General features: G+C 50.7%; 11 protein-coding genes. 10 read left to right on the top strand and 1 reads right to left on the bottom strand.

The window, feature by feature from the left end; all coding sequences use genetic code 11:
* Positions 1-98 precede the first annotated feature (98 nt).
* The gene (locus B4923_RS11350) at positions 99-551 is read right to left on the bottom strand and encodes a VOC family protein (protein WP_109054471.1); all 453 of its coding nucleotides are present in this window, start codon (positions 549-551) and stop codon (positions 99-101) included.
* A 218-nt stretch (positions 552-769) separates the two neighbouring features.
* Between B4923_RS11350 and glmU the strand changes: the two genes are divergently transcribed.
* From glmU to B4923_RS11300, 10 genes are all read left to right on the top strand, one after another.
* Positions 770-2,140: a bifunctional UDP-N-acetylglucosamine diphosphorylase/glucosamine-1-phosphate N-acetyltransferase GlmU gene (gene glmU, locus B4923_RS11345; RefSeq protein WP_109054470.1), complete on the top strand. Its 1,371-nt coding sequence runs from the start codon at positions 770-772 to the stop codon at positions 2,138-2,140.
* 189 nt (positions 2,141-2,329) lie between these two features.
* Positions 2,330-4,159, top strand: coding sequence for a glutamine--fructose-6-phosphate transaminase (isomerizing) (glmS, locus tag B4923_RS11340; RefSeq protein WP_109054469.1), 1,830 nt, complete (start codon positions 2,330-2,332; stop codon positions 4,157-4,159).
* A 284-nt stretch (positions 4,160-4,443) separates the two neighbouring features.
* Complete coding sequence (gene pstS / locus B4923_RS11335) at positions 4,444-5,484, top strand: phosphate ABC transporter substrate-binding protein PstS (RefSeq protein WP_109054468.1); 1,041 nt, start codon at positions 4,444-4,446, stop codon at positions 5,482-5,484.
* A 147-nt stretch (positions 5,485-5,631) separates the two neighbouring features.
* Positions 5,632-6,591: a phosphate ABC transporter permease PstC gene (pstC, locus tag B4923_RS11330; protein ID WP_109054467.1), complete on the top strand. Its 960-nt coding sequence runs from the start codon at positions 5,632-5,634 to the stop codon at positions 6,589-6,591.
* The gene (gene pstA / locus B4923_RS11325; protein ID WP_109054466.1) at positions 6,591-7,478 is read left to right on the top strand and encodes a phosphate ABC transporter permease PstA; all 888 of its coding nucleotides are present in this window, start codon (positions 6,591-6,593) and stop codon (positions 7,476-7,478) included. Before pstC ends, pstA begins: the two co-directional genes overlap by 1 nt.
* A gap of 51 nt (positions 7,479-7,529) precedes the next feature.
* A complete protein-coding gene (gene pstB, locus B4923_RS11320; RefSeq protein WP_109054465.1) occupies positions 7,530-8,306 on the top strand; it encodes a phosphate ABC transporter ATP-binding protein PstB in 777 nt (258 codons plus the stop codon).
* Positions 8,307-8,318: 12 nt separating this feature from the next.
* Positions 8,319-9,065, top strand: a complete 747-nt coding sequence (phoU, locus tag B4923_RS11315) for a phosphate signaling complex protein PhoU (protein WP_109054464.1) — start codon at positions 8,319-8,321, stop codon at positions 9,063-9,065.
* 703 nt (positions 9,066-9,768) lie between these two features.
* Positions 9,769-11,301, top strand: a complete 1,533-nt coding sequence (locus B4923_RS11310; RefSeq protein ID WP_245929556.1) for an ABC transporter substrate-binding protein — start codon at positions 9,769-9,771, stop codon at positions 11,299-11,301.
* A 74-nt stretch (positions 11,302-11,375) separates the two neighbouring features.
* Complete coding sequence (locus B4923_RS11305) at positions 11,376-12,293, top strand: ABC transporter permease (RefSeq protein WP_109054463.1); 918 nt, start codon at positions 11,376-11,378, stop codon at positions 12,291-12,293.
* 9 nt (positions 12,294-12,302) lie between these two features.
* Positions 12,303-13,235: an ABC transporter permease gene (locus B4923_RS11300; protein WP_109054462.1), complete on the top strand. Its 933-nt coding sequence runs from the start codon at positions 12,303-12,305 to the stop codon at positions 13,233-13,235.
* The last annotated feature ends 4 nt before the right edge of the window (positions 13,236-13,239 follow it).

The following is a 13,239-nucleotide window of genomic DNA, read 5'->3' as shown; positions in this document are numbered from 1 at the left end:
CTATGGGGCGAAATCAATGCCACCTGCTATGCAGGTGGTTTTTTACGACCGGCGTCCTGCCCGTCGCAAGCGACGTTGAAAAATGCTCCCGGCGTTTTTTAGGCGTCAGGATGTCGCCGAGCAGCCTTCAGTGCGCGTCGCTTCTGTTTTTCCAGAAAAAACATCACCTCCAGCTTTAATCCGTCTGGATCAAGGAAATAAACCGCGTAATACCCCTCGCCGTAATCAGGATAGTCGGCTGGCGCATCCACGATCGTCACGCTTTCTTGCTGAAGAAAGATATAAAGCGCATCAACATCCTCACGCTTCTCTACCTCGAATGCGTAATGATGATATCCCACATCACCTGTCCGGTGCTGGTGTTTACGGCCTTGCGCGTCTGCCTCGGTAATCCAGAACATGGTTTCGCCATTGTTCCAGCCGATCACGCGGTCAAACTCCCACTCAATCGTGAACCCCAGGAAGCTGAGGACGCGATCATAAAAATGTTTCGACCGTTCCAAATCACTCACGCGAATGGCAAGGTGATCAATACCCACCACATTCACCATATCCCGCTCCTTTGTTATAACGCTGCGTTCGTTTCATGCCAGCGAAAGCAGGCATTCGTTAAACTTACTTATTCAGTGTTGATCTTTTCAGAAAAAACTCACGAAAAATTGTCCGCGTTATGCGCCAGTTTCGGTAAACTCTGACCATATGGGCCGTAACGGGCTTACCTTGTCCACTCTTTTTGATTGTCTGCCAATCAGTTTTTGTCAGGATGCTTATGTCGAATAGTGCTATGAGTGTGGTTATCCTTGCTGCTGGTAAAGGAACCCGCATGTATTCCGATCTTCCCAAAGTTTTGCACCCGTTAGCGGGTAAACCCATGGTACAGCATGTGATTGACGCCGCGATGACAACGGGTGCGCAGCATGTTCATTTGGTTTACGGCCACGGTGGCGATTTGCTGAAGCGCGAGCTATCCGATCCGGCATTAAATTGGGTATTACAGGCCGAGCAGTTGGGGACCGGTCATGCCATGCAGCAGGCTGCGCCCTACTTTGCTGACGATGAAGATATTCTGATGTTATACGGCGATGTGCCGCTAATTTCACCGCAAACGCTGGGCCGGTTGTTACAGGCAAAGCCACAGGGTGGAATTGGTTTGCTGACGGTAAAGCTGGACGATCCGACGGGCTATGGTCGTATTGTGCGTGAAAATGGTGCTGTTGTGGGGATTATTGAACATAAGGATGCCAGCGAAGAACAACGCCGGATTAACGAAATCAACACCGGTATTCTGGTCGCTAACGGCAAAGATTTGAAACGCTGGCTCGGGCGGTTAAATAACAATAATGCGCAGGGTGAATATTACATCACCGATATCATTGCCATGGCCGCGACCGAAGGCAATCAGGTTGAAACGGTTCATCCGGCGCGTTTAAGCGAAGTTGAAGGCGTGAATAACCGCTTACAGTTGTCGGCGTTAGAGCGTGTTTATCAGCGCGAACAGGCGGAAAAACTCCTGCTGGCGGGAGTCATGCTGCTTGATCCAACCCGTTTTGATTTGCGCGGTGATGTGGTGCACGGTCGTGATGTGACGATTGATGTCAATGTGGTGCTGGAAGGTGACGTCAAACTGGGTAACCGCGTCAAAATTGGTATGGGATGCGTAATTAAGAATTGCGTGATTGGTGATGATTGCGAAATCAGCCCATACTCAGTATTGGAAGATGCCGTTCTGGACGCTGACTGTACCGTAGGGCCATTCGCCCGTCTGCGTCCCGGTGCGGAGCTGGCGCAAGGCGCCCACGTAGGTAACTTTGTCGAACTGAAAAAAACGCGTTTGGGAAAAGGCTCGAAAGCGGGTCATCTTAGCTATCTGGGTGATGCAGAGATTGGTTCTGATGTTAATATTGGTGCAGGTACGATTACCTGTAACTATGACGGCGCCAATAAACATAAAACCATTATTGGTGATGATGTGTTTGTCGGGTCCGATACCCAACTGGTGGCGCCGGTCAATGTGGCTAGCGGTGTCACTATTGGTGCGGGCACCACCGTTACGAGCGACGTGGCAGAAAACGATTTGGTGATCAGCCGTGTGAGGCAGCAGCATATCAAAGGCTGGAAACGGCCGGTGAAGAAGGCATAATCTCTAATCCTGTGCCTCCGTGAGCGACGGAGGCCGTTTTGTCCTGTGCTTTTGCCATTCGAAAGTACAGGGAAAAACATAATAATCCCCAACTCTCTACAAGGCTCGGGGAACCCGGAAAAACCGGGACAATCAGGTCTAAGACATCTCAGGTGACACAATATGTCACTTTTATAGGAACAACAATCGATGTGTGGAATTGTAGGCGCTGTTGCGCAACGTGATATTGCAGAAATTCTGTTAGAAGGTTTACGCCGCCTGGAATATCGTGGCTATGACTCGGCGGGTCTGGCTGTGGTTGACGGTGAAGGGCGAGTTTCTCGCCTGCGTCGTTTGGGTAAAGTTCAGATGCTGGCTCAGGCTGCCGAGGAACACGAGCTGCATGGCGGTACGGGTATTGCCCATACTCGCTGGGCAACGCACGGTGAACCTTCTGAGGAAAATGCTCACCCGCATGTTTCTGAACACATAATCATCGTCCATAACGGGATTATTGAAAACCACGAACCCCTGCGTGAGCTGATGATTGAACGCGGTTATCGTTTTGTGTCGGAAACGGATACCGAAGTCGTTGCCCATTTGGTTCACTTTGAGCAAAAGCAGGGCGGTTCGCTGGTTGACGTGGTTAAGCGTGTGATCCCTCAACTGCGCGGTGCTTATGGCATGGTGGTTCTGGATAGCCGTGACCCGAGCGTACTGGTTGCCGCTCGTTCCGGTAGTCCGCTGGTTATCGGTCGTGGCATGGGGGAAAACTTCATTGCTTCTGACCAACTGGCGCTGTTGCCGGTTACCCGCCGCTTTATGTTTCTGGAAGAGGGTGACGTGGCGGAAATCACCCGCCGTGACGTTCGCGTATTTGATAAATCCGGCCAGCTTGCCGTGCGCGAAGAAATCGAATCGAAAGTCAATTATGATGCCGGTGACAAAGGGGCCTACCGTCATTACATGCAGAAAGAGATTTACGAGCAGCCGATGGCCATCAAGAACACCCTTGAAGGGCGTTTCAGTCACGGCGAGGTCAATCTTTCCGAATTAGGCCCGAAAGCGGATGAACTGCTGGCGAAAGTGCAGCATGTTCAGATCATCGCCTGCGGCACGTCTTACAATTCAGGTATGGTTTCCCGCTACTGGTTTGAAGCTTTGGCGGGGATTCCGTGTGATGTGGAAATCGCCTCCGAATTCCGCTATCGCAAACCGGCGGTACGGCAGAATAGCCTGATGATTACCCTGTCTCAGTCAGGTGAAACCGCAGATACGCTGGCAGCGCTGCGTTTGTCTAAAGAGCTGGGATATCTGGGCTCACTGGCCATTTGTAACGTTGCGGGATCATCGCTGGTGCGTGAGTCCGATCTGTCACTGATGACCAAAGCCGGTGTGGAAATCGGTGTGGCTTCTACCAAAGCGTTTACTACCCAGCTCACCGTTCTGCTGATGCTGGTGGCCCGTATTGGTCGTCTGCGCGGTATGGATGCCAAAATTGAGCATGATATCGTACACGGTTTGCAGGCGCTGCCCGCTCGAATCGAGCAAATGCTGTCGCAGGATAAGCTCATCGAGTCTCTGGCAGAGGGTTTCTCTGATAAGCATCATGCGCTGTTCCTGGGTCGTGGCGATCAGTATCCGATCGCGATGGAAGGGGCGCTGAAGTTGAAAGAAATCTCCTATATCCATGCGGAAGCCTATGCGGCTGGCGAACTGAAACATGGTCCGCTGGCGTTGATCGATGCGGATATGCCGGTCGTGGTCGTAGCGCCTAATAACGAACTGCTGGAAAAACTGAAATCCAATATTGAAGAAGTTCGCGCGCGCGGTGGCGAGCTGTATGTGTTTGCCGACGAAGATGCCGGTTTTACCAGCAGCGAGAATATGAGAATTATTCCTCTGCCGCATATTGAAGAGGTGATTGCACCGATTTTCTATACGGTACCGCTACAGTTGCTGTCTTATCATGTTGCCCTGATCAAAGGTACTGATGTCGATCAGCCGCGTAACCTGGCCAAGTCGGTAACGGTTGAATAACTGATAACGGACTGAAAAATGAAGGTAAATAACGAATGTTATTTACCTTCATTCATCTTTTTGACCAGCGTATTATCCTGAATGATCCGTTCAATTTTCCTTGTCCACGTTTTATATCTACAGTTCTGTTGCCGACGTTAGGTTATAAATGTCTTCTTTGTCATAAAACCGTCACATTAAGTACATTTTACTGTCACTGAATTGTCCTATTTTTCCTCCTGCAAACTACACTCTGATTAATAACGACTCTGGGTCTACATTTCCAGTATCCCACAGGAGGGATTATGAAACTGATGCGTACCACAATTGCCAGTATCGTTGCGGCAAGTTTTTCACTGACAGCGGTATCCGCTTTTGCTGCTACCAACCTCACCGGCGCTGGTGCGACATTTCCTGCGCCAGTTTACGCTAAATGGGCTGACTCCTATCAAAAGGAAACTGGTAATAAAGTTAACTATCAAGGGATCGGCTCTTCAGGTGGTGTAAAACAAATTATTGCCAAAACCGTAGATTTCGGTGCATCTGATGCTCCGCTGGCTGACGACAAATTAGCTCAGGACGGTTTGTTCCAGTTCCCTACCGTTATCGGTGGTGTGGTGCTGGCAGTAAACATTCCGGGTATCAAATCCGGCGATTTAACGCTGGACGGCAAAACGCTGGGTGATATTTACCTGGGCAAAATCAAAAAATGGAACGATCCTGCTATTACGACATTGAATCCTAATGCCAAACTACCGGATCAGGATATCGCCGTCGTTCGTCGTGCGGACGGTTCCGGTACATCTTTCGTGTTCACCAGCTATCTGGCGAAAGTTAACCCTGAATGGAAAGAGAAGATTGGCGCGGGTTCTACAGTAAACTGGCCGACTGGTCTGGGTGGCAAGGGCAACGATGGCATCGCGGCGTTCGTTCAGCGTCTGCCGGGGTCCATTGGTTATGTGGAATATGCTTACGCCAAGCAGAATAACCTGGCTTACACCAAACTGGTTTCCGCAGACGGCGACGTTGTCAGCCCGACCGGCGCCAGCTTCAGTAATGCCGCTAAAGGCGTGGATTGGAGCAAATCTTTTGCTCAGGATCTGACGAACCAGAAAGGCGCGGATGCCTGGCCAATCACCTCTACCACTTTTATCCTGGTACAAACGGCACAGGAAAAACCGGAACAAGGGACTGAAGTGCTGAAGTTCTTCGACTGGGCTTATAATAAAGGTGGCGAGCAAGCCACGGCGCTGGATTATGCCACGCTGCCTAACGAAGTCGTTGAGCAAATTCGTGCCGCATGGAAAACGCAGGTCAAAGACAGCAGCGGTAAGGCATTATATTAAAATTATTTCTTCGATATTCTTTGCGCTGGATTGCAAGGACGTTCGCTGAAAGGTTAAAGGTTGTATCAGGGCGGGAAGGTGGCATGACCTCTCCGCCTTAAGCAGCTTCTGTGCTATCAAATGCAGTTAAATCGAGAAGAGAGACGCATGGCTGAGTATAAGCCAACTATCAAGGCCCCTGGAAAACACGGCGATATCATTTTTGGCGCGCTGGTAAAATTGGCTGCGTTGATAACGCTGTTGTTGTTGGGGGGCATTATTGTTTCCCTGATTGTGGCGTCCTGGCCCAGCATTGAAAAGTTTGGTTTTGCTTTTCTATGGACGAAGGAGTGGGATGCGCCTGCCGAACAATTCGGGGCTCTGGTGCCGATCTACGGCACAATTGTTACCTCACTAATTGCTCTGATTATTGCGATCCCCATTAGCTTCGGGATCGCACTGTTTCTGACCGAACTGGCGCCAAACTGGCTGAAGCGTCCTCTGGGCGTTGCCATTGAGTTGCTGGCCGCCATCCCGAGTATTGTTTACGGCATGTGGGGCTTGTTCATTTTCGCTCCGTTGTTTGCCAGATATTTCCAACAGCCGGTGGGTAATGTGCTGTCGGGTATTCCGATTTTGGGAACGCTATTCTCTGGCCCGGCTTTTGGTATCGGTATTCTGGCGGCCGGCGTGATCCTGGCCATCATGATTATTCCTTATATCGCTGCGGTGATGCGTGATGTGTTTGAACAAACCCCGGTGATGATGAAAGAGTCCGCATACGGTATTGGCTGCACCACCTGGGAAGTGATTTGGCACATTGTTCTGCCTTATACCAAAAATGGCGTGATTGGCGGCATTATGCTGGGATTGGGACGCGCGTTGGGGGAAACCATGGCGGTGACCTTCATTATCGGTAATACCTACCAGTTGGATAGCGCATCGCTGTATATGCCGGGCAACAGTATTACGTCGGCATTGGCCAATGAGTTTGCTGAAGCCGAATCAGGTCTGCATACGGCGGCGCTGATGGAACTGGGTCTGATCCTGTTTGTGATTACCTTTATTGTTCTGGCGTGTTCAAAATTGATGATTATGCGTCTGACAAAAAATGAAGGAGCGCATTGATGACTGCGTTAGGCATGGAACAAGAAGCGGAGCTGGCGCGTTCACGGCTCAAAATGCAGGCCTGGCGGCGGAATAAGAACCGTATCGCGCTGTGTTTATCGATGATCACCATGGCTTTTGGTCTGTTTTGGCTGGTCTGGATCCTGTTCTCAACCATTACCAAAGGGGTTGACGGGATGTCGCTGGCGTTATTTACCGAAATGACGCCGCCGCCTAATACCGCCGGTGGCGGATTGGCGAATGCCATTGTCGGAAGCGGATTGCTGATTTTGTGGGCCACGGTGATAGGGACGCCGCTTGGTATTATGGCTGGTATCTATCTGGCGGAGTATGGTCGTAAATCATTGATTGCTGAAGTAATTCGTTTTATTAACGACATTTTGCTCTCGGCGCCGTCAATTGTGGTCGGGCTTTTCGTCTACACGCTGGTAGTGGCAAAAATGCAACATTTCTCCGGCTGGGCTGGGGTGATTGCACTGGCGCTGTTACAGATTCCGATTGTTATCCGCACCACGGAAAACATGCTCAAGCTGGTGCCGGATAGCCTGCGTGAAGCGGCCTATGCGCTGGGTACGCCGAAGTGGAAAATGATTTCCGCCATCACTTTGAAAGCCTCGGTGTCCGGCATTATGACAGGGATTTTGCTGGCGATAGCGCGTATTGCGGGGGAGACCGCACCGCTGCTGTTCACCTCGCTGTCGAATCAGTTCTGGAGTACGGATCTGATGCACCCTATCGCTAACCTGCCGGTCACCATCTTCAAATTTGCCATGAGTCCGTTTGTGGAGTGGCAACAGTTGGCCTGGGCTGGCGTGCTGCTGATCACCCTGTGTGTTCTGCTGCTTAATATTCTGGCGCGCGTTATTTTTTCTGCCAAGAAACATTAAACAAATTCAAGGCGTTGCCTGGCAGCGCCGGTGTAAAAGAGAGAAGTCTTGATGAGTATGGCGACAAAGACATCCACCAGCAAAATCCAGGTCCGTAATCTGAATTTTTATTATGGGAAATACCACGCGTTAAAAGATATTACGCTGGATATTGCCACTAATCAGGTTACGGCGTTTATCGGTCCTTCCGGCTGTGGGAAGTCCACGCTGCTGCGAACCCTGAATAAAATGTATCAGCTTTACCCGGAGCAGCGCGCCGAAGGCGATATCCTGCTGGATGGCAATAACATCCTGACGGATAAGCAGGACATCGCGCTGCTGCGTGCGAAAGTCGGTATGGTTTTCCAGAAACCGACGCCGTTCCCCATGTCGATTTACGACAATATTGCGTTTGGCGTGCGGCTGTTTGAAAAGCTTTCCCGTGCAGATATGGATGAACGTGTGCAGTGGGCGCTGACCAAAGCGGCATTGTGGCATGAAACCAAGGACAAGTTGCACCAGAGCGGGTACAGCTTGTCCGGTGGTCAGCAGCAGCGTTTATGTATTGCGCGTGGTATTGCGATTCGTCCGGACGTTCTGTTGCTGGACGAACCCTGCTCTGCGCTCGACCCGATCTCCACCAGCAGAATTGAAGAGCTGATTTCTGAACTGAAAACAGATTACACCGTGGTTATTGTTACCCACAACATGCAGCAGGCGGCGCGTTGCTCGGACCATACTGCGTTTATGTATCTGGGTGAACTGATTGAATTCAGCGATACTGACACCCTGTTTACTGCACCACGGCAGAAACAGACTGAAGATTACATCACCGGCCGTTACGGTTGATTAGGAAGCATTATGGATAATCTGAATCTGAACAAACATATTTCCGGTCAGTTTAATGCGGAACTGGAACATATCCGAACCCAGGTATTGACCATGGGCGGGCTGGTGGAACAACAGCTGACCGATGCCATCACCGCGATGCATAATCAGGATGGGGAACTGGCTCAGCGGGTGGTGGAAGCCGACGCCAAGGTTAACATGATGGAAGTGGCCATTGATGAAGCCTGCGTGCGGATTATCGCCAAGCGTCAGCCTACCGCCAGTGATTTGCGTCTGGTTATGGCGATCATCAAGACGATTTCCGAGCTGGAACGCATTGGTGATGTGGCTGATAAAATATGCCGTACCGCGCTGGAGAAATTCTCTCATCAGCACCAGCCGCTGTTGGTCAGTCTGGAATCTCTGGGACGGCACACGGTGCAAATGCTGCATGATGTACTGGACGCCTTTGCCCGTATGGATCTGGACGAAGCGATTCGTATCTACCGTGAAGATAAGAAAGTCGATAAGGAATACGAGGGCATTGTACGTCAGCTGATGACTTACATGATGGAGGATTCCCGTACCATTCCAAGCGTGCTGACGGCGTTATTCTGCGCCCGCTCCATCGAGCGTATTGGCGACCGCTGTCAGAATATCTGCGAATTTATCTTCTATTTCGTTAAAGGACAGGATTTCCGTCATCTGGGCGGCGACGCACTGGAAAAGCTGTTGATTGCAAAGGATGCGAAAGACGCAAAGGACGCCGACGCCGAATAATATTATTCGCCGTTGTTTTTTCTGGAAAACGCTCTGCGGTAAACTGCGCCTTAATCAGTTGGTGTCCAACTTTTTAGGTGCGGTTCATTGCCGGGCGTTTTTCTTTTTTCAGCCCTTTATGTTAGAGAAATGCGTCGGTGTAAGATAAACAAATGCTATTTTGAATGAGCTTGATAGGCGCATTTTTTGTGGTGGTAAAAATATTTTCCCTCCAGGTTTCTTCTTTCGTTAAATCCGTTTTTACGGTCTAAATATAATTTATTTTTATATTTAATCGACCTAGTGTTTTTCAGTGCAATAACCCTGTTTTGCTTTTATATAGTGCAACATCAACATGACGTGCACTATCAGCGAACCGTGAGTAAAAAAGAAAATCTTATATTAAAAATTGAGTTTTTAATTTATTGACATGCAGTATTCAAAAATAAAGCACGTCACGCCTGCGGTTTCTTATTTTTAGAAAGGTATCGCCTAAAATCAGTAAGGATATAAACCGTCGATTGGCTTCAGTCTTGCAATGAATACATCGTGGAGACTCAACATTTACCCTTCATCTTTCTCGTTGCAGGCGTAGCGGCAGTTTGCCACCCATCCCGGTCACTGCGTTGTCTCAGCGTCCGGGGGCACAATAGCTGCCTTGCTGCATCCTGAAATCTATGGGGTATCGCTATTTTATTTTTTCATTGATGGTATGGAGAATAGCATGACTCGTTCCCTGGCAAGACTGATAAAGAAATATGCTTTATCCGCGTTACTGATGGGTTTCGCATCACACAGCTATGCGGGAAAACAAAACGACACGTTAGTTTATGCCTCGGATAACGAGGTAGAGAATGTTAGCCCTTATCACAATACCCTGCGTGAAGGCGTCATTCTTTCAAATTTGGTATGGGACCGTCTGATATATCGCGATCCCAAAACCGGTGAATACGAACCTCAGTTAGCGGCTGGCTGGGAATGGGATTCGCCGGAAGTATTAGTGCTTCGTTTGCGTAAAGGCATCAAATTTCATAATGGTGATGATTTTACCGCTGACGATGTGGTTTATACGTTTAAAAATATTGCCGGTGATAATACGGGTTCGGTGATGCCGCAGAGCGTTAACTGGATAAAAGAAACCGAGAAGGTGGATGATTACACGGTAAAGCTGCATCTGACGAAACCGTTCCCGGCGGCACTGGAGTATTTGTCCGGTCCAACGCCGATTCTTCCTGCCAAATATTTCGAACAGGTCAAACTGGCGGGTTTCAGCAAAGCGCCTATCGGCACCGGCCCATACAAAATAACCAGCGTTACGCCGGGCCAGGGTGTCACGATGGAAAAGAATCCCGACTACTTTAAAGATAGCCCGATCGGACAACCCCAAATCGGCAATCTGAAATTTGTTGTTATCCGCGATCCGGAAACCCGGCTGGCGCAGTTGATGACCGGGCAAGTTGACTGGATCTGGCGGGTGTCTGCGGATCAAATGCCCTCACTGGAAGTGATGCCGAACGTCACGGTGAAGAGCGGTGAAACCATGCGGGTGGGCTTCCTGGCGCTGAATACCAATGCCAATGGTCCCGAAGGCGCGCCGTTGAAGGATCTGCGCGTCCGTCAGGCGATTAACTACGCCATTAACCGTAAGGGAATTGTCGATAATCTGGTGCGCGGCGGCAGTCAGCCGGTTTATTCCGCCTGTTTCCATGCTCAGACAGCCTGTAATACCAGCAACGTGATTCAGTACGATTACAACCCGGAAAAGGCTAAACAGCTGTTGGCCGAAGCCGGCTATCCCGATGGTTTTGATACCGATATCTGGGCTTATCGTGAACGTGATTATGCTGAAGCGATCATCGGCGATTTACGCAAAGTCGGAATCCGCGCACGCCTGCATTATGTGCAATATACGGTGATGTCGGCCGATCTGATTTCCGGTAAAGCGCCAATCGGAATACGTACCTGGGGTTCGTACTCTATTAACGATGCTTCCGCGTTTGTCACGCCTTACTTTGGCGGTCAAGGCGATGATATCTGGAAGGATGCTGAAGTCACCGGCATGTTGGAAAAAGCCGACCAAGTTATCGATCCCAAACAGCGTAGTGCGCAATATGCCGACTTGTTGGGTCGTATTTCTTCTCAGGCCTATCTGGCCCCCTTGTTTTCCTATTCAACAAACTATGCGTTTACCTCCGATCTGAACTTCGATAGCTGGCCGGATGAATTGCCGCGTTTTGCATTGGCCAGCTGGAAGTAAAACGTTGCCGGGGAATTAATCATCGTATTGATTCCCGGTTTCCATAGGCATCTGGCGAGAACGAGGAACCGTTCATGATTATCTACATTTTACATCGGCTTCTGGTTGCGCTGGCGGTGCTGTTTACCGTCGCAGTAGTCAGTTTCTCTCTCTTGAACCTTTCCGGCGATCTGGCGGCGGCTATAGCAGGGCCTGACGCGTCCGCTGACGTGGTTGAAAGTATCCGGGTGCAATATGGTTTGGATCAGCCATTAACCACGCAGTTCATGCACTGGTTGTGGTCGGCGTTGCATTTCGATTTCGGGCGTTCTTTCTATTTTGAAAATACGGTCATGGAGCTGATTGGTCAAAGAATGCCGATTACGCTCAAACTGGGCGTGGTTTCCCTGCTGCTTGCGCTGGTCGTGGCAATACCGCTTGGCGTACTGGCGGCGGTGTTTCGTGATACCTGGATCGACAGATGCTCCATTTTCATTTCGGTTATCGGTCAGGCCATGCCGAACTTCTGGTTTGCCCTGATCCTGATTCTCATCTTTGCCGTTGGGCTTAAATGGGTGCCGGTGGCAGGGAACACCAGCTGGCACAACTTTGTGTTACCGGCGGTGGCATTAGGGTATTACGCAATGCCGTCGCTGATGCGTCTGACCCGCTCCGGCATGTTGGATGTGCTGGGTTCGGATTATATCCGCACCGCACGAGCAAAAGGGTTGAGCACCTTCAAGGTGATTGTGAAACACGGTCTGCGTAACGCCATCATTCCCGTGGTGGCGCTGGCCACGGTTGAACTGGGCTTTATGTTGGGCGGCTCGGTGGTGATTGAATCCATCTTCGCGCTACAGGGATTGGGGCAACTGGCGTGGGATTCCATCTCGCGTAATGATTTCCCGGTGGTGCAGGCCATCGTATTGATTATTTCAGTGTTTTATATCGGGCTGACATTTTTGGCGGATGTCCTTAATGCGGCGTTAGATCCGCGCTTACGTACCCAATAAGGAGCTTCCATGAAAACGTCATCATCACTTTCTTCAACACTGGCAGAAAAAACGCCGGTTATCGAATCGGGATTGGCTCCGGAACCGACCCCCATGCGACGCTGGCTGGGGACGATACTGGGACATCACAGCATGATGCTGGGCCTGATTATTCTTGGCGTCGTTATCGTGGCGGCGATCTTCGCCCCTTTTATCAGCCCGCACGATCCCTATGCGCAGGATGTCAGCCAGCGTCTGATCCCTCCGGTATGGCATGAAAAAGGAAGCTGGGAGTATGTACTGGGAACCGACAAGCTGGGGCGCGATTATCTGAGCCGCCTGCTGTATGGCGCGCGGGTATCGATGATTATCGGGCTGGTCGCCGTGGTGGTTTCGGGATTTATCGGCGTCACGCTGGGGGTTATGGCGGGCTACTTTGGCGGCCGGGTGGATTCTGTTGTCAGCTATATCCTGACCGTTCGCCTCTCGATGCCGGTCATTCTGGTGGCGCTGGCGACAGCCGCATTGGTGGGCGGATCGGTCAAGGTGGTCATTCTGCTGCTCGGATTACTGTTGTGGGACCGTTTTCTGATTGTTTCACGGTCGGTTACCCGCCAACTGCGTGAGGCTGAGTTTATCGCCGCGGCCAGAACGCTGGGAGCATCGTCGTTATTCATCATGCTGCGTGAAATTCTGCCCAATCTGATTGGGCCGCTGACGGTGGTGGCGACGCTGGAAATTGCGCACGCCATTCTGCTGGAAGCGACGCTTTCCTTCCTTGGGCTCGGGGTTCAGCCTCCGATGCCGTCCTGGGGGCTGATGATCGCGGAAGGCAAGGCTTACATGTTCTTTCAACCCTGGGTGATCCTGATTCCGGGCATTGTGTTGGCGGTCGTGGTGTTGGGGATCAATCTGGTGGGCGATGGCCTGCGGGATATTACCGCGCTGGACGGACGTAACTGAGGAA

The sequence above is a fragment of the Brenneria roseae subsp. americana genome (genome assembly GCF_003115815.1).
Classification (GTDB): Bacteria; Pseudomonadota; Gammaproteobacteria; order Enterobacterales; family Enterobacteriaceae; genus Brenneria; species Brenneria roseae.
This window is presented reverse-complemented; position numbering and strand designations above follow the sequence as displayed.

Bases quoted from the DNA above. Each gene is read 5' to 3' on its own strand.
- B4923_RS11350 (WP_109054471.1), bottom strand. From the start codon at position 551: ATGGTGAATGTGGTGGGTATTGATCACCTTGCCATTCGCGTGAGTGAT.
- glmU (WP_109054470.1), top strand. From the start codon at position 770: ATGTCGAATAGTGCTATGAGTGTGGTTATCCTTGCTGCTGGTAAAGGA.
- glmS (WP_109054469.1), top strand. From the start codon at position 2,330: ATGTGTGGAATTGTAGGCGCTGTTGCGCAACGTGATATTGCAGAAATT.
- pstS (WP_109054468.1), top strand. From the start codon at position 4,444: ATGAAACTGATGCGTACCACAATTGCCAGTATCGTTGCGGCAAGTTTT.
- pstC (WP_109054467.1), top strand. From the start codon at position 5,632: ATGGCTGAGTATAAGCCAACTATCAAGGCCCCTGGAAAACACGGCGAT.
- pstA (WP_109054466.1), top strand. From the start codon at position 6,591: ATGACTGCGTTAGGCATGGAACAAGAAGCGGAGCTGGCGCGTTCACGG.
- pstB (WP_109054465.1), top strand. From the start codon at position 7,530: ATGAGTATGGCGACAAAGACATCCACCAGCAAAATCCAGGTCCGTAAT.
- phoU (WP_109054464.1), top strand. From the start codon at position 8,319: ATGGATAATCTGAATCTGAACAAACATATTTCCGGTCAGTTTAATGCG.
- B4923_RS11310 (WP_245929556.1), top strand. From the start codon at position 9,769: ATGACTCGTTCCCTGGCAAGACTGATAAAGAAATATGCTTTATCCGCG.
- B4923_RS11305 (WP_109054463.1), top strand. From the start codon at position 11,376: ATGATTATCTACATTTTACATCGGCTTCTGGTTGCGCTGGCGGTGCTG.
- B4923_RS11300 (WP_109054462.1), top strand. From the start codon at position 12,303: ATGAAAACGTCATCATCACTTTCTTCAACACTGGCAGAAAAAACGCCG.